This window comes from Collinsella sp. LCP19S3_D3 (genome assembly GCF_052121455.1).
Classification (GTDB): Bacteria; Actinomycetota; Coriobacteriia; order Coriobacteriales; family Coriobacteriaceae; genus Collinsella.
Map to the genome: position 1 here is coordinate 112,848 of NZ_JBQKEF010000004.1, position 15,697 is coordinate 128,544.

Annotated in this window: 13 protein-coding genes and 1 pseudogene; 8 read left to right on the forward strand and 6 right to left on the reverse strand. The window is 61.0% G+C overall.

Translation table 11 applies throughout. From position 1 onward, the window contains the following. Positions 1-216: 216 nt before the first annotated feature. The gene (locus tag ACTQXM_RS02840) at positions 217-612 is read right to left on the reverse strand and encodes a GtrA family protein (RefSeq protein ID WP_427728966.1); all 396 of its coding nucleotides are present in this window, start codon (positions 610-612) and stop codon (positions 217-219) included. A gap of 78 nt (positions 613-690) precedes the next feature. Further along, positions 691-2,607: a fructose-1,6-bisphosphatase gene (locus tag ACTQXM_RS02845; RefSeq protein WP_441063470.1), complete on the reverse strand. Its 1,917-nt coding sequence runs from the start codon at positions 2,605-2,607 to the stop codon at positions 691-693. 317 nt (positions 2,608-2,924) lie between these two features. Between ACTQXM_RS02845 and ACTQXM_RS02850 the strand changes: the two genes are divergently transcribed. After that, positions 2,925-3,815, forward strand: a complete 891-nt coding sequence (locus ACTQXM_RS02850) for a DegV family protein (protein WP_441063469.1) — start codon at positions 2,925-2,927, stop codon at positions 3,813-3,815. A 107-nt stretch (positions 3,816-3,922) separates the two neighbouring features. Here the strand turns inward: ACTQXM_RS02850 and ACTQXM_RS02855 are convergent, their stop codons facing one another. Then, on the reverse strand, positions 3,923-5,014 hold the full coding sequence (locus ACTQXM_RS02855; protein ID WP_441063467.1) for a hypothetical protein: 1,092 nt from the start codon (positions 5,012-5,014) through the stop codon (positions 3,923-3,925). Positions 5,015-5,203: 189 nt separating this feature from the next. Between ACTQXM_RS02855 and ACTQXM_RS02860 the strand changes: the two genes are divergently transcribed. After that, complete coding sequence (locus ACTQXM_RS02860; protein ID WP_427728972.1) at positions 5,204-5,374, forward strand: hypothetical protein; 171 nt, start codon at positions 5,204-5,206, stop codon at positions 5,372-5,374. A 21-nt stretch (positions 5,375-5,395) separates the two neighbouring features. On the opposite strand, the gene ACTQXM_RS02865 is transcribed toward ACTQXM_RS02860, so the two are convergent. Beyond that, positions 5,396-6,499 carry an RsmB/NOP family class I SAM-dependent RNA methyltransferase gene (locus ACTQXM_RS02865; protein ID WP_427728973.1) on the reverse strand — a complete coding sequence of 368 codons (1,104 nt, stop codon included), beginning with the start codon at positions 6,497-6,499 and terminating at the stop codon, positions 5,396-5,398. Positions 6,500-6,650: 151 nt separating this feature from the next. Continuing rightward, positions 6,651-8,801: a methionine--tRNA ligase gene (locus ACTQXM_RS02870; RefSeq protein WP_441063465.1), complete on the reverse strand. Its 2,151-nt coding sequence runs from the start codon at positions 8,799-8,801 to the stop codon at positions 6,651-6,653. Between the two features lie 246 nt (positions 8,802-9,047). On the opposite strand from ACTQXM_RS02870, the pseudogene ACTQXM_RS02875 reads away from it, so the two are divergent. The 4 genes and pseudogenes from ACTQXM_RS02875 to queA all read left to right on the forward strand — a co-directional run. Next, positions 9,048-9,278, forward strand: a pseudogene (locus ACTQXM_RS02875) (hypothetical protein); the annotation flags it as partial. 20 nt (positions 9,279-9,298) lie between these two features. After that, positions 9,299-9,502 carry a hypothetical protein gene (locus tag ACTQXM_RS02880; RefSeq protein WP_441537143.1) on the forward strand — a complete coding sequence of 68 codons (204 nt, stop codon included), beginning with the start codon at positions 9,299-9,301 and terminating at the stop codon, positions 9,500-9,502. 129 nt (positions 9,503-9,631) lie between these two features. After that, positions 9,632-10,207, forward strand: coding sequence for an epoxyqueuosine reductase QueH (locus tag ACTQXM_RS02885; RefSeq protein ID WP_441064239.1), 576 nt, complete (start codon positions 9,632-9,634; stop codon positions 10,205-10,207). Positions 10,208-10,277: 70 nt separating this feature from the next. Further along, positions 10,278-11,489 (forward strand): tRNA preQ1(34) S-adenosylmethionine ribosyltransferase-isomerase QueA, encoded by a 1,212-nt coding sequence (gene queA, locus ACTQXM_RS02890; RefSeq protein WP_441064240.1) that lies wholly within the window; start codon positions 10,278-10,280, stop codon positions 11,487-11,489. Positions 11,490-11,823: 334 nt separating this feature from the next. On the opposite strand, the gene ACTQXM_RS02895 is transcribed toward queA, so the two are convergent. Beyond that, positions 11,824-13,596: a hypothetical protein gene (locus tag ACTQXM_RS02895; RefSeq protein ID WP_441537112.1), complete on the reverse strand. Its 1,773-nt coding sequence runs from the start codon at positions 13,594-13,596 to the stop codon at positions 11,824-11,826. Positions 13,597-13,829: 233 nt separating this feature from the next. Between ACTQXM_RS02895 and tgt the strand changes: the two genes are divergently transcribed. Beyond that, a complete protein-coding gene (tgt, locus tag ACTQXM_RS02900; protein ID WP_441064236.1) occupies positions 13,830-14,969 on the forward strand; it encodes a tRNA guanosine(34) transglycosylase Tgt in 1,140 nt (379 codons plus the stop codon). Between the two features lie 265 nt (positions 14,970-15,234). Further along, complete coding sequence (locus tag ACTQXM_RS02905) at positions 15,235-15,675, forward strand: hypothetical protein (RefSeq protein WP_441064235.1); 441 nt, start codon at positions 15,235-15,237, stop codon at positions 15,673-15,675. Positions 15,676-15,697 lie beyond the last annotated feature (22 nt).

Below are 15,697 nucleotides of genomic sequence, written 5' to 3' on the forward strand. Positions count from 1 at the left end.
TCACATCCAATGCGTTGATGAATCGAGCAACGAGATACTTTAGAGCTTTTGCATGGCAAACGTAAGGTCTTTGGCAAGAACTATACGAACTCGCCAAATATTCAAGAGGTAATCTGCAAACGTTGCAAATCTACCCGTAAACGAGCAAGGCCCGCGAATAACACAGCACTCGACGCGCGTCATTCATGGGTCTCGTAGTGCAACGAGGAGGCCGAGCTATTTGGTCTGCTCGCCCTCTAGGAAGATTTTTCGCGTTACAAAGTTGTAGACCATGACGAGTGCGGTAGCGCAAATCTTGGCGATATTGGCCTCGAGGCCCAGGCCGGCGTTGAGGGCAAGCACGATGCCGTCGTTGAGCGCCAGGCCAATAACGGATAGCACGACAAAGATGATGAACTCGCGGCGGCGGCTCATGCCCTCCTTGTGTGCAAACACGTACTTCATGCTCGCGACGTAGTTAAAGATGAGCGAGACGATAAAACCGCTGGTGTTGGCGATCAAGATGTTGAGGCCCAGGCCGTAGTGGAGCAGATTCATGATGCCAAAGTCGATGACGGTGGCAACGACGCCGACGACGCCAAACTTTATGATCTGCGCAAGGAGCTTTTGCATGGTACCTGCCTTAGGGTGGCGCCGGGGCGCCGCGGGGATGACAAACCTAGCAAGTTTAACCAATCCCCGCAGGCGGGGCTAGGCGCGCTCCTCGATAGCACCGTTTCTATATGCATCGAGGAGCTGGCGCAGGTCTTGGATCTGACTGCGAATCTTGACGCCGGTATCGGTGTCGCTCACCATGCGGCGCCGGTCGGCCTCGTCAAAGCGGTTGGTCTCGCTTTCGATATCGATGTTGCGGGTGAGCGCCTCGGCAACGCTGGTAAAGGCCTGGTGCGACTTAAGGCGGCATCCGCGCGAGCTCGAGATGAGCGTGTAACCGGCGATGCCCGTTTTGGGGTGGTAGGCGCGACAGAAACCGCCGTCGATGACCAGCAACTTTCCGTTGGCGCGGATGGGCTGCTCGCCCTTGGTGGTCTTGACGGGCGTATGGCCGTTGATGATATGGCCCGTCGGCGAGCAGGCCATGGGGGCGACGCCAAACTCCCGCATGATGTCGTCGCAAACGGACGAGGACGTGGTGAGCGTGTAGTACGGGTCCATCGGCTCGACCCACGTGCTCTTGTCGGCAATGTAGGCGCGCTCGAAGGTGCGCACCACGCGTCCGCTGGCGGGTGAGTTAAAGCCGATCCACAGGTACCACATCCAGTCGAGGGCATCGCGGTCGCCGGCACGCCAGGCGCGGCGGGCGATATAGTCGCAAAAATCAAAATAATCGCGGCCGGCGTGCCAGGTACCCAGGCAGTTCATGCTGCTAAAGGTGCCGTCTTCGTTGAGCGGTACGCAGCCGTGGAACAGCAGATTGCCGTTGGCGACCTTATACATGGAGCCGTGGGTATAGAGGAAATCGATGTGGCGATGCAGATGATCGGCGGTGACAAACTCGGACACGAGCTTGTCTATGATGTGCTGTTCCTCGGGCGTGAGCGTGTAGGGGTCTGCCGGATCGACGGTGGGGAAGTCGTTGGTCGTGAGCGGCCACACACTGCCGTCGGCGAGGGTGACCGTGCCGGCGTCGTGATCGACCTTGTCGAGCAGTAGACGGTCGGCCATGTCGAACTCGGGGTGGCGCTGGATAATCTGGCCCTCGAGCTTAAAGAGCAGAACGTTGATGGCTTTGATGAGCGGGCTGATGGGCTCGCCGGCGGTATAGGTAGCGTTGGCAAAGGCGACAAGCTCGCGCAGCGAGATGCCGTAGTCGTTCTCGAGAATCTCGTAGTTGTCGTAGCGCAGGTTGTTGCGTAGCACCGTGGCGATGCAGGCGGGCTCGCCGGCAGCGGCGCCCATCCACAACAGATCGTGGTTGCCCCACTGAATATCGAGCGAATGATAGGTGAGCAGGCGGTCCATAATCTTGGCCGCGCCGCCGCCGCGGTCGAAGATGTCGCCCACCAAGTGCAGGTGGTCCACAGCGAGGCGCTTGATGAGCGAGGCGAGCGACTCGATAAAGTCGTCGGCGCTGGCGGTCTCCAAGATGGATTCGATAATGCGCTCGTGATAACGCACGCGGTAGTTGTTCTCGTCCGGATGCGTGTGCAGCAGCTCGTCGATGATGTAGGCGTAATCGCGCGGGATGGCCTTACGTACCTTGGAGCGGGTGTAGCGGCTCGAAAGCGAGCGGGCAACCACAATGAGCTGGTTGAGCATGGTCTTGTACCAGGTGGGCGAGTCCTCGTGCCGGCTGCGGACCAGATCGATCTTCTCGCGCGGGTAGTAGATGAGCGTGCACAGCTCGCCCTTTTCGTTAAAGGAGAGCGTGTCGCCAAAGATTTCGTCGACATGCTCGCGCACGACGCCCGAGCAGTTGTTGAGGATGTGCATAAAGGCTTCGTACTCGCCATGCACATCGCTCATAAAATGCTCGGTGCCCTTGGGCAGGTTGAGGATGGCCGAGAGGTTGATGATCTCGGTGAATGCGGATTGCTCGGTGGGGAACTGTCTCGACAGCAGGCGCAGATACTTGAAGTCTTGCGGATTGCGATCGAATGCGACCATGAAACACCTTCCGATGTGGTTGGTAAAACTGATAAACAGCGTCAAACGTTTATCAGTATGCGCCGCTTTTGTTTCAATTGGGGTTAGGAGATTGAATTGTTGGCCGAACGGTTTGCTAAATCGATTTAGTCGAGGTAGATATGGCGGTTGAGTGGAGACGTAGGGTCGTTTTGCAGGCGCATACCTCCGGGATCGCTAGAGATGATGACGGTAAAGATGTTCACTACCTTTGGTTCAATTTGGTAAATAACGGACATTTGTACCGTATTCACGCATGCTGTGCGATAATTTGCGCAGCAATGAGTAAGGAGCCTCATATGAGTGATTTTGTCCTGACCTGTGAATCCGCCGCCGATCGAACCCGTGAGTTCTTTGCGTCGCGCAATATTCCTGTCGTGTGTTTTCATTACGAGATCGACGATGTTGTCTATACGGACGATCTGTATCAGTCGATTACGCCGGACGAGTTTTTTGCTCAGATTGCCGCGGGCGCCATGCCCAAGACGTCTCAGGTGAGCGTGGGTGAGTACGAGGAGTTTTGGGAGCCGTTTGTTGCCGAGGGTAAAGACGTGCTGCACCTGACGTTGTCGTCGGGTATTTCGGGCACGTATGGATCGGCCTGCGTTGCGGCGCAGATGCTCGCGGATCGCTATCCCCAGGGCGGCAAGGTGCGCGTCATCGATTCGCTGGCGGCGTCTTCGGGCCTTGGCCTGCTGGCGGAATGTGCCGCCGACGTTCGCGATGGCGGCGCTTCGCTCGAGGAGACGGCCGCTTGGATTGAGGAGCATAAACTCAACCTGCACCACTGGTTCTTTTCGACCGATCTGTCGAGCTACCTGCGCGGCGGTCGCATTTCGGCCGCGAGCGCGATTATCGGCACGGCACTCAAGATTTGCCCGCTTATGACGGTCGATTGCGAAGGTGAGCTGGCGCCGCGTGAGAAGATTCGCACCAAGAAGCGTGCGATTTCCGAGATGGCTAAGACCATGATGGCACACGTGCAGGGCGGTGCGGATTATTCGGGTAAGTGCATCATGTCGCACTCGGCGTGTCGCGAGGATGCCGAGGCAGTTGCGGCGCTGATAGAGGAACAGATTCCGCAGCTTAAAGGCAAGATTGAGATTAATGACATCGGTACTCTGATTGGCTCGCATACCGGACCTGGTACGGTGGCGCTCTTCTTTATGGGCGACAAGCGCGTGGACTAACGTTTGTGGGCTGGCTGACGGTTTTAACGGCTACGCCTGTCCTCCTGACATTTGATAACAGAAAAAGGCCCGTCCCGTTGTTTGCGGGGCGGGCCTTGCTGTTGCGGCTAGCGTTTCTTTCCACGGAAGAAGAAACCGTGTAGCGAGGGCTTGAGTCCGCGGTTGGCGCGACGCTCCTCGATATGATCGTGGATCGAGGCGACGCGCTCGATGACCTCGTCGGGAATCGGCACGTCGGGATTCATGTTCTCGACCTGGCTGATCTCGGCGGCGGCGACCTGGTCGATAATGGGCACATCGTCGCGCGAGATGACAGGCGTGGCGTCTTCCTTCATCTTGCGGTAGCGCTCCATCATGTCGGTTTGCAGCTGCTGGGCCGAAGGCGGCGTCCAGATGATAGCGTTGGCGCCGGCGGCGATGGTTTCACGGATGCTCTCGGGCGTCTTGCCACCCGGTGCGATGAGCGGCAGGCTGGGATAGTGCTCTCGCAGTTCGCGTAGGACCTGGGGTGTGTTTTTGCCGGCGGCGATGTTGAGGATCTTGGCCCCGGCGCGCACCTTGGCGTGGGCATCGTCATCGCAGCGAACGACCGTGGCGATGACGGGGATGTCGGCGATGTTGGTGATGTGCTCGACCATCTCGGCGGTAGCGGGGGAGTTGACCACGCAGCCCGCCGCGCCCTGCATCTCGGAGACGGCCGCCATCTGCACGGAGCGCTTACCGGTGGTGGTACCGCCGCCAACGCCCACAAAGACCGGGCACTCGGCAACAGTCAGCAGCGCCTGCGTAATGGCGGGCTGCGGCGTGAAGGGGTAGACGGCAAACACGGCGTCGGCATTGGAGTTGCGGATGACCGCCACGTCGGTGGTGTAGATGAGCGATTTGATGCGGCGTCCAAAGAGCGTAAAGCCGCTGGCCTCCTCGATCTCATCGGGCATGCGGAGGGCCGCCTTGCGCAGGCGCCCGTCGATGGGCAGCGGCTCCATGGGCAAAAGGCCGCTGGGGGTTACAGCCACCTGGGGCTCGGTAAATTCGTCCGCAAGCTCAACCTCTGAGAAATCGACCGAGGCGACGATGTCCTCGTGAACCTCGGCGGGAACATCGATGGGGGCTTGGTCGTTCGTCGCGGCGGGCGTGTCGAAGGAGCTGGTGGCGACAAAAGCGTCAACACGCTCGTTCAAATCGTTGAGAGAATCCATTGCGGTCCGTTTCTATAATGTGCGGTCGGCAGCGTGCGACCGGCGCTACGTTGCTAAAACGTTTGACGAGTTGATTTTTCCCCGCCGCGCTATCCGTTAGACCGAAGGGCCGGCGAACGTGAAGGAGCTGTGGTGGCAGGTTTTGAGGTGCTATCTTAAATGTCCCGTTTATAAGAGAGGTGGCGCGGTATGGAAATCACGACGATATTGAGCTCGATTGGCCTATGCGTGGGCGCAATCGTAGCCGCCGCGGTCATCTACTTTGTGGTTACGGCCATTAAGGGCAAAAAGGCCGAGCGCAAGGAGCGTGAAGCGCTTGCGCGGCATAAGGACCAGCAGGACAAGCGCGCACGGAGATAGCTTGTTGAGTTGGTCCGTGCGCTAGCTGCGTTTTCGGATCAGAGCGATGTAGAAGCCCTCAAAGTCGCGGCTGGGCGGGATGGTCAGCGTGCCGGGCATGCCGTTGGCGACGGTCGAGACGTGGCCGGTGGCGATGGCCTCGGTGAGGGCGTTGCTCTCGACGCGTGGCTCTTCGCCAGCTTCCTGAGCACGGCGCGCTTCGCTTTCGCTCGGCGTGCCGTCGAGGGGGATGAGCTCGCAGTCCATGTGTTTGTCGAGGGCCTCCTGCAGGGCGTCCTCGTTTTCCTGCGGCAAGATCGAACAAGTCGAATAGGCGAGCGTGCCGCCCGGCTTGAGGGCGCCCATGGCGCGGTCCAGAAGCGCGCGCTGCGAGCGGGCGCACTTGCAGAGCAGCTGCTCGGTCAGGCCGCGCAGGCTTTTCTCGTTGCCGCTGATGACGGTGCCCGTGCCGGTGCAGGGGGCGTCGAGCAGGATGCGGTCAAAGCGGAAGAATTCGTCGAGCTCGCGTGCGTCGATACGCATGACGGGTACGTTTTTGGCGCCCTGGCGGCCCAAGTTGGCCTCGAGCTTTTCGGCGCGGGGAATGCTCATCTCGCAGGCGGTGAGGTGCGCCTGTCCCTGGGTGAGGGCGGCGATCTGCGTCGTCTTGCCGCCGGGGGCCGCGCACATGTCCAGGATATCCTCGCCGGCCTGAGCGCCCAGCACCAAAGGAGGCATCATGGACGACAGGCTCTGCAGGTAGATTTTGCCGTTGCGGTAGATGTCGAGATCCCACAGATCGGATACCTGGGCCTCGGGCAGGATGAAAGCGTCCGGGTACCAGGCAACGGTTTGGTGGGCGATGCCGGCTGCGTCGAGCGCGGCGGCGATGTCCTCGGCGGTTGCCTTGAGCGTGTTGGCGCGCAGCGTGACCGGGCGCGTGGCTGCGGCGCCAAAGCCCTCGATCATGAGCTCGGCATCGGCAGGCGCATAGGCGCCGGCGACCGTATCGACCATAAAGCGCGGCAGGTCGGCGGCGGAGTGTTGGGCGGCAAGCTGGTCGGAAAGCTCGGTAGCGGCAAACTGCCTAAGCTTGAGCTCGGGCTTAACCTGCTTTTTCTGCTTACGACGACGTGGCTTGGACATCCGTCTTTCCTTCCCATTCCATTAAAAGTAGTCAATTTGGGACGGGGCTATTTTAGCTGCCCGTCCGTTTCGGCAGGCGTTGCAGTTAAATTTGGGACGGGGTAGCTAAAATAGCCCCGTCCCAAATTGACTAGTCTGCCTTGGCGTTTGTCTAGTACTGGCTCTCGTGCTTGCTAAAGAAGTCGAAGCGCGGGGGCAGCGGCTTTACGCGGTGCTCGCCGGGCTTCTCGCCCAGGCTCTCCACAAACTCATCCGTGGAGGCAAAGATGTTATCCCAGCTAAAGAAGGCGACCGGATCGACGTCGAAGTACTCGCAGATGAGCTCGCAGCCGGCCGGCACAATACCGTGCATGAGCACGGTCGCCACGCGCAGCTCGGTGAAGGCGTCGACCAGTGCCTGCGTCATTGCGGCGTTGGCTGGCTCGCCCTCGAGCTTGTTGGCGGCCTTGGAGGCGTCGCTCCAGCGCTTGTTGGCGGCACGCAGGTAGTCGTCGCACACGGCGAGCGCGCGGTGCGTCTCGAACTTGTACATGGCCTGCTCAAAGGCGAGAGCTGCCTGCTCGGCGGCTTCGACCACGGTGGCGGAGGCGGCACCGGCGGGGATGCATCCGTTGCGGTAGGGGCTCTCGTCGCCCTCCTTGACGGCGACGCCGTAGAAGCAGCTGCGGGCCAGGCGGTTGAACACGCCGGTCAAAAGCGCGCTCTCCTTAAGGGCCGGGTCGATAACGCGCTTGTCGTCGCAGGCGCGCACCTCGTTGCCGTCCTTGTCCTTGCCGGTCACGCGTGTGTCATATGCCTTGGGGCTAAAGCTCACCGGCTTCTCGGACAGGCCGAGCGACAGCCAATGCGCACGCATCTGCTCGCAGGTGTAGTGATTGAGCAGGTCGTCTGCCGGCGGGGGAGGCGTCTGCGAGGACGAGCTGGCTTTTTTGCCCATGTAGAGCAGGTGATAGCAGGCGCTGACGGTGCTCTGCGTGAGGTTCCAACCCAGGGCCTCCCACATGGCGGTCTGCGCGATGCAGTAGAAGTAGATGTTGTCCTGACCGATAAACTGGTAGATCTGTGCGTCGTCCGAGCACCACCAGTCGCGCCAGTCGAGCGAGCTGTGCTGGTAGGTGGGCGCGGGGACCTGCGTGGAATCGGCGGCGGGCTCGCCCATGAGGGCGGCATCCTGGGCGGCGACGCCCTCGGTCACGCCGGCGGCGCGGGCATCGCGGGCGAGCACGGTGCGGGTGTAGCTGATGGGCGCCCACAGGCTCTCGGGCCAGCACCAGCAGGTGACGTCGGAGACGCCATCGACCTCGGGCACCGGAACGCCCCAGTCGATGTTGCCGGTGATGCGGAAGGGCACGAGCGCCTTGCCGCTACGGAAGCGCACGCCGCCGTTGGCGAGTACCGCGTGGGCGTCGTCGCGCTCCTTCCAGCTGGGGAAGGTGACGGTAAAGCTGCTCTTGTTGCCTTCGGGCTCCAGCACGGTGTGCTCGGGGAGCTGGTCCTCGACGGCGTCGAAGGCCTCGCGGAACTTATTCTGGATGTAGAGCTGTGCCGGCAGCAGCCACTCCTCCATGGTCTTGGAGACCACGGAGCGAACCTGCGGGTTCTGGGCGAGCTTGGCAGTATAGGTCTTCATAAAGTCGAGGTAGGCGGGCAGGTCGAAGTAGAGGTTGTCGACCGGGCGCAGCTCGGGCACCTCGCCGGTGAGCTGGCTCTTGGGCGCGATGAGCTCCTCGGGCTCAAACTGGTGGCCCAGGTCGCACTCGTCGGCATAAGCCTTCTCGGACTTGCAACCTTGGATGGGGCAGCGGCCGATGACCTGGCGACCGTTGAGGAACGTGCCGGCCTTGGCGTCGTAGAACTGCAGGGTAGAGCGCTTGGAGATGGTGCCCTGCTCGTGCAGGCGCTCGATAATCTCGGCGGTCACCTTGTTGTGAATCTGCGCCGCCGGCTCAAGGCCCGAGCCGCCGTAGATATCGCAGCTGATGTTGTAGTTGTTGAGGGTCGCGGCCTGACGGGAGTGATTGGACTCGACATACTCGCTAATGGACTTATCGTAGCCCTCGTTCTCCTTGAGCTTGCGGTAGCTCTCCATGATGGGCGAGCCGTAGCAGTCGGTGCCCGAGGTGAAGATGACGTTCTCGCGGCCCAGGCGGTCGCGCAGGAAGCGGGCGAAGAAGTCGGCCGGAACAAAGACGCCGCCAACGTGGCCAAAGTGAAGGCCCTTGTTGCCATAGGGCTCGCCGGCGGTTACGATGGCGCGGCGAGGCCAGCTGGGACGGTCGTTCATGGAGTATTTGGATGCCATGGGACTCCTTCGCATATGGTAAGAGCGTGGCCGGGCGCGGGGCTCGGCGACGCGGTGGTCAATTCGTGCATATCGTTCGACATTATCGCACATGCGGACGGGTACGTGGCAGGGGCGCTATCCTAAGATGCTATGAATGAGATTTCCAACATACATGCGTTTGAAGACGAGGATTTCCTGCACGCTTGCTTTGTGTGGGGGATGGCCGTGCTTGGCGCATTTGCCGTGTGCCTGGTGCCGGTGTTTATGCTGCTGGGTGGGCCCGCGGACTTGGATGCGGCTGACGCGGGTGGCTGGACGGCTGTCTTAGGCTGGATAGTTGGCTTGGCTGCGGTTTCGGCGGCGTCATTTGCCGTGCACGAGTTGGTGCACGGCGTGTTCTTTAAGCTGTTTGCGCCCGCCGGTGCGCACGTGACCTTTGGGGCGAACCTCGAGACGTGCATGATTTACGCCTGCGCCGAGGGCGTGGTGTATTCGCGCCGGCGGTACGTGGCAGTTTGTCTGGCGCCGACGGTTGTCGTGACGACAACGTTACCCTGGGGTTTGCGTTTTCGGGCTATCCGCTGCTGTGCTACCTGGCAGCCGGCTTGCATTTGTCGGGCTGTGTGGGCGACTGGTATTACGTGCGGACCATTTTGCGCGACCGCCGCATTGTCGCCTGCGAAGACACGTCCTTTGGCGTTCGCTTTTTTGGTCAGTAGTCTTTTTGGGACGGGGCTATTTTGACTACTTTTTGGAGATGGGTATTTTTGACTGCTTGACGTTAAAAGTAGTCAAAATAGCCCCGTCCCAAAAAGACTACCCTGGGCAAAGATTGGGAGGAGATGTCCATGAAGCCGCTGCTACTGCATGCGTGCTGTGCGCCGTGCTCGCTGGAGCCGGTTCGTCTGCTGCGTGAGGAGGGGTTTGAACCCACGATTTGCTGGACCAACCCCAATATTCAGCCGCGCGATGAATGGCAGCGGCGTTTGGACGAGCTTCGCCGGTGGTGTGCCGATGGCGACATCGAGCTCATCGAGGCGGGGGAGGACCGCGAGCGCTGGGAGGCCGGCGTGGCCCCGCTGGGCGCCGATCGACCCCGTCGCTGTCGCGCGTGCTATGCCCTGCGTCTTGCCGAGGCATGCCGTGTGGCCCAGGAGCGCGGGTTTGAGTTTGTGGGCACGACGCTCGCCGTCTCGCCGTATCAGTTGTTCGACACCTGCAATGATGTGTTGGAGCGCTTGGCGGCGGCACATGGTCTCACCCCGGTGATTCGCGATTTTCGCCCGTATTATCCCGAGGCGACGCGTCGTTCGCGCGAGCTGGGCATGTATCGGCAGAACTATTGCGGCTGCCGATTCTCGGCCGTCGAGGCGGCCATGGACCGCGCCCGCATCCGCGACGAGCGCAAAGCGTCCAAAAAGTAGTCCTTTTGGGCTGGCAGCCTGCTAGGATGTAGAGCGGATTTTAGCTATATAAGGAGTATCCGACGTGTCTATGCGTACCGATGATTTTGACTACAACCTTCCTGAGGAACTGATTGCCCAGGCTCCTGCCGAGCCGCGCGACTCCTGCCGCCTGCTGGTGGTGGATCGCAAGGGCTCCCAGGCGGGAACGCCACTGGAGCATGGCGGCACCGTCGAGCACCGCATCTTCCGCGACATCATCGACTATATCGAGCCTGGCGACGTGCTCATCATCAACCAGACGCGTGTGATGCCGGCCCGTCTTATCGGTCGCAAGACAGGCTCGGGCGGCGTGGTCGAAACGCTGCTGCTCAAGCGCCGCGAGGACGTGGATCCGCTGGGTCATGTTTGGGAGTGTCTGGTCAAGCCGGGCAAGCGCCTAAAGCCTGGTGTGCAGATTGAGTATCGCGTCGGTGGTGCCCATGCGCCCGAGGGTGCTCCCGTGGTGCTGACAGCCGAGGTCGTCGACTTTGTCACCGATAGCCGCGGCGGCCGCCTGGTGCGTTTTGAGCCGGCCGGTTGCAATGCCGCCGGCGAGCCGCGCACGCTCGATGAGGCCATCCATGCTGCCGGCCACGTGCCGCTGCCGCCCTACATTACCGATTATGAGGGCGATCCCGAGAAGTACCAGACCGTTTACGCCATGAAGGAGGAGCACTCAGCTGCCGCTCCCACGGCGGGCCTGCACTTTACTCCCGAGCTCATGGCCGCTATCGAGGCCAAGGGTGCGAAGTTTGCCGCTGTCGAGCTCGAGGTGGGCATCGATACCTTCCGTCTGGTGGAGGAGGACGACCCCACGCAGCACGTGATGCACACCGAGCGCTATCACGTGTCGCAGGAGGTTGTCGACGCCGTGCATAAGGCTAAGGCCGAGGGGCATCGCGTGATTGCTGTCGGTACCACCGCAGTCCGCTCGCTCGAGAGTGCGTTTGACGCGGACGCGCCGGTGTCCGATCCGGCTGTGACGGCGCGCTATTTTGAGGGCCGTAAGGACGGGGCCGACACGCTCGGCCGTGGTGACATCGTGGCGCGCGAGAACGCGACAACGCAGCTCTACCTCATGCCCGGCTCGACCTATCACGTGGTCGACGCGCTGATCACTAACTTCCATGTTCCGCGCTCCACACTCATGATGCTCGTGAGCGCACTTGCCACCCGCGATCAGATCATGGATGCCTATGCCGCCGCTATCGAGCAGCGCTACCGCTTCTTCAGCTTTGGCGACGCCATGCTCATTTGTTAGTTACGCGGTTCTACGAACCGCGTAACTGCTCGACGCTGCGCGGGCCGCATTTGGACAATCTGACGTTCAACTTCAAGGGCGCGACCAGAAGGTCAGCGCCCTTTCGTTTCACGTCACCTTGCCTCAAATGCGACCCGCTCGCTGTCCGCGCCAAAACATTGGCGTTGCCGTGGTTCAACCTGCCAAAAAGGGACAGGTTTATTTTGGCAGGTTTTATCTGGGCAAACGTTGTTGGTGCGATGGGGACTGTTTTATATGCACCAAGTTGGTGCAAAGTAGCCTGGCCCCTTTGCACCAATCAAAACGTTGCGGTGAGTGTTTTTTGGCAGCTGGTTTACTTGCTCGCGAACAGCCAGATTAGGACAATCACGAGGATTACGGCGACAATGCAGACGATTGCGCCGGTGAATTTGACGCGTGAGTCACGGGTGCGCTCGCGCACGTCGTTCTCGGCGGCTTCGAGCTGAGCCACTTCGCGCTCGGTTTCGGCGCGCTCGGCCTTATCGCGAGCCAGGGAGCCCGCGAGCGATTCGGTGATCTCGGGATGGTTGTGCACCTCGGTCGCCTGCTCGATGATCGACTGCGCATGCGCGACGTCCGCCTGGGCATTGGCGATAGCCTGCTCTTGCTCTTGACGCGCTTTGTCCTCGGTGACGATCTTCTCGCGTAATTCGCGCTGGCGCGTTGCAGCGGCCGCCTTTGCGGTCTGCAGCTCGTCGCGCGCGGCATCGGCCTCGGCCGTCACGGCCTGATGGGCGCGCTTGGCGTCGGCGATGGGGGCTTGCGCCTGCTCGACGGCGTGCTCGGCGGCTGCGAGCGAGTGCTCAAGATCGGCGGTGATGCGCGGGACATCTTCCTCGGCTTTGCGCAGGGCATCAGCCGTGTCGGAGATCTGCATCGAAAGCTCGCTGGTGCGCACCGTATAGTTGGCGGGATTTGCCGAGGGATTGCGCTGCAGCTCGGCATACTCACGGCGCAACGTTTCGAGTTGAGCACGCGTGGCGTCGACGGTTTGCTGCGCTGCGGCAACGCCGGCGTCGCGCTCGGCCTGTACCTTGTCGCGGATGCGCTTGGAATCCTCGAGACGTCGTACGAGGCGGTTACCGGTCTCGCGCGAACTCGCCTCGCGAGCCTCTACGGCATCGAGTGCGGCTTTGAGACGCCGCTCGGTGGCGTCGTCCTCTTCTTTTATTTGTTCGAGCTGCGCTTTGAGCTCTGTTGTCTTGGCGGCATGGGTATCGCGGCCGATTTCTGCCGCCGCGGCGGCCTTTTGTGCCGTGTCGATAGCGTGGCGCTGGTCGGCGACAATCTGGTCGTAACGCCCTGCGATATCCTGGCGCGTCTCGAGCTCCTCGGTCTGATCGGAAATGCGCTGATCAAGTTCGGCCAGGTGGGCACGAGCGTCCGCGAGCGCCTTCTTTGCGGCGTTCATCTCGCGCATGGCAGAGGCGCCCTGGGCGATAAAAGTGCCTACGGCGTTTGCTGTATTTGAGACGGCGGTTCCCAGATCGCGGCTGGCTGCAGGGGCGTGTGGAGCGGTCGGGTGACCGGCGTCGGCCGTACCCGCATCGGGCGCCTGCGACGTGGCGATATTGCCGGTGCCACCCTCGATCACGGAAAATCCGGCAGTGTGCGGGTCAACTGCATCTGCGCCAATTGTAGGGTGCTCGAGCTGTAAGAACGAAGGTACGGTGCTGCCTTGGTCGGCAACGGGGGTCTCGCCAGGCACGAAGGTCGATGCGGCCTCGGCGGCCTTCTCTTCTTCGGCGTCCACATCGGCGTCGGCCACGGCGTCTTTCATTGCTTTGACGGCATCCATCATGGAGTCCATGACGGCATCGAGCTCTTCTTCCGAAGATACCTCGATGGGGCCTGCCGCCTGTGGCGCGGGGTCCGCGTCGGGCTCGGCGTCGTTCGACTCCGGTTGCTCGCCTTCGTCATGCTCGACAGTATCGCCTGTGTCTGTTGCCTTATCCGCACCGGCGTGCGCATCTTCGGCGGATGCATCGACGGAAGCGGCGACGCAGGTAGGAGTGCTGCAGTCGTCGACGGCGTCTGCGGAATCATCAATATGCTGCTGAGTCTGGGGGTCCAGCTCGTCTGTCATAGGCATGTGCTCCTCATCGTTGATTGTCACCCTATGATAAAGTCTCGCGCCGGCATCCCGCGCGCCGCAGCAAAGTTTCAAAACGTGTTCGATGGCTCGCTTGGATAGCAAAAATTCGGCCGCTCTATTCAGTTTGCGCTTGACATTCCCTTCTCCGAAAGACGTTATGCCGTTCACCTGCCGCGGTCTTTATAATGGTTTGCGTATGAACCGCAACCAAGGAGTTCCAGTTTATGGACCAGAGCCTATTTAAATTCGACCTGATCGCCGAGGATCCGACGACGCATGCGCGTGCCGGCGTGCTGCACACTCCGCACGGCGACATCGAGACGCCGATCTTTATGCCCGTGGGCACCAAGGCAAACGTCAAGGGCATTCCTACCGAGACTGTCAAGCAGCTCGGCGCCCAGATCGTGCTCGCCAATACCTATCACCTGTCCATGCGTCCCGGCGAGGACACCATCGCCGAGTTGGGTGGTCTGCACAAGTTTATGAACTGGCATGGCCCCATCCTCACTGATTCCGGCGGTTTCCAGGTGTTCAGCCACAACGACGCCGTCAAGCTCACCGACGAGGGCGTGCGCTTTATCGTCAACGACTACGACGGCCGCCACGTGTTCTGGACGCCCGAGGACAACATGGAAATCGCCATGAAGCTCGGCTCCGACATCTGCATGCAGCTCGACCAGTGCCCGGGCTATCCCGCCACGCGCGCCTACGTTGAGCGCGCCGTTGAGCTGTCGAGTATGTGGGCCGAGCGCTGCTATAAAGCTCATACCCGCGACGACCAGGCGCTCTTTGGCATCGTTCAGGGTGGCATGCATCTGGACCTGCGCCTGCGTTCGCTGCGCCATCTGGAGGAGTGCGGTGACTTCCCCGGTTACGGCATTGGCGGCTACTCGGTGGGCGAGGACCACGAGACCATGTTTGAGACGCTGGCACCGCTCGCGAGCGAGTACATGCCCAAACATAAGCCGCGCTACCTGATGGGCGTCGGCAACCCGACGACGCTCGTGCGTGGTGTAGGCGTGGGCATCGACATGTTCGACTGCGTGCTGCCGACGCGCACCGGCCGCATGGGGACGGCGTTCTCGAGCGAGGGTCGCCTTAACTTCCGCAATGCCCGCTTTGCGCACGACGACGGCCCCATCGATCCCACCTGCACCTGCCCGGTGTGCACGGGCGGCTACAGCCGTGCGCTCATTCGCCACATGGTCACGCAGAAGGAGATGCTCGGCGGCATTTTGCTTTCGATGCACAACATCTACTACCTGCTCAACCTTATGAAGCGTGCCCGCCAGGCCATTATCGAGGGCCACTACGGTGCGTTCGTGAGCGACTGGATGAACAGCCCCGCGGCAGTGGATTACTAAGAGCTGCGGGTGCGCTTACGGGGGCGCTCGCGCGGTGTCGAGGCTGCGTGCCAATCGACCGTGCGTAACCGGCGCCGGGCATCGCATGCGTCGGCATCGGTTGCACGACCTCTGACCGATGCCTTGCAAGCGTTTGATGCATCTACCATTTTATTATGTATTTCAGATACTAAGATTTATTTTTAGTCGTTGATAGGTCGAGCACTTATTGTGATGTTTAACTAAGCGTTATCCAGTGAATTGATGTTTGTTCAGGTGACAAAAAATGTTTGCCGTTGAAAAATGCCTCTACCCGAAGGCCGACGGGGGAACGATGGACGGCTGGATCATCAACCATCCGGACGCCTACCCCTTCTGGGCCAACAAGTTCCTCCACAAGATGAGCATGGGCTCGCCCCAGACGGCGAGGCAGTACGCCTACAAGCTGTGCAAGTACCTCAACTACCTGCAGGACTGCTGGCACATCGGCTACGCCGACGCGACCGCCAAGCACCTCGCCGGCTTCTTGCGCTTCCTGCAGTTCGGAAACGTCATCCCGTTCGTCGGCGCAGTGGAGGGAAAGAGGTCCGGCTTCACCGTCAGGGGCTACTACACGGTCGTGGCCAGCTTCTACACCTTCCTGCGCTCCCAGGGCAAAGACATCAAGATGGAGGTCGCAGAGGAGCGAAGCGGGGAGAACCCGCACTCCTTCCTCTACGGCCAGTGAATCGTGACCACGTCGCCGCGCT

Excerpts from the sequence above, each read along its gene's own strand:
- ACTQXM_RS02870 (WP_441063465.1), bottom strand. The coding sequence starts at position 8,801 with ATGGCATCCAAATACTCCATGAACGACCGTCCCAGCTGGCCTCGCCGC.
- ACTQXM_RS02885 (WP_441064239.1), top strand. The coding sequence starts at position 9,632 with ATGAAGCCGCTGCTACTGCATGCGTGCTGTGCGCCGTGCTCGCTGGAG.
- ACTQXM_RS02895 (WP_441537112.1), bottom strand. The coding sequence starts at position 13,596 with ATGACAGACGAGCTGGACCCCCAGACTCAGCAGCATATTGATGATTCC.
- ACTQXM_RS02855 (WP_441063467.1), bottom strand. The coding sequence starts at position 5,014 with ATGGATTCTCTCAACGATTTGAACGAGCGTGTTGACGCTTTTGTCGCC.
- ACTQXM_RS02905 (WP_441064235.1), top strand. The coding sequence starts at position 15,235 with ATGTTTGCCGTTGAAAAATGCCTCTACCCGAAGGCCGACGGGGGAACG.
- ACTQXM_RS02845 (WP_441063470.1), bottom strand. The coding sequence starts at position 2,607 with ATGGTCGCATTCGATCGCAATCCGCAAGACTTCAAGTATCTGCGCCTG.
- queA (WP_441064240.1), top strand. The coding sequence starts at position 10,278 with ATGCGTACCGATGATTTTGACTACAACCTTCCTGAGGAACTGATTGCC.
- tgt (WP_441064236.1), top strand. The coding sequence starts at position 13,830 with ATGGACCAGAGCCTATTTAAATTCGACCTGATCGCCGAGGATCCGACG.
- ACTQXM_RS02840 (WP_427728966.1), bottom strand. The coding sequence starts at position 612 with ATGCAAAAGCTCCTTGCGCAGATCATAAAGTTTGGCGTCGTCGGCGTC.
- ACTQXM_RS02865 (WP_427728973.1), bottom strand. The coding sequence starts at position 6,499 with ATGTCCAAGCCACGTCGTCGTAAGCAGAAAAAGCAGGTTAAGCCCGAG.
- ACTQXM_RS02860 (WP_427728972.1), top strand. The coding sequence starts at position 5,204 with ATGGAAATCACGACGATATTGAGCTCGATTGGCCTATGCGTGGGCGCA.
- ACTQXM_RS02850 (WP_441063469.1), top strand. The coding sequence starts at position 2,925 with ATGAGTGATTTTGTCCTGACCTGTGAATCCGCCGCCGATCGAACCCGT.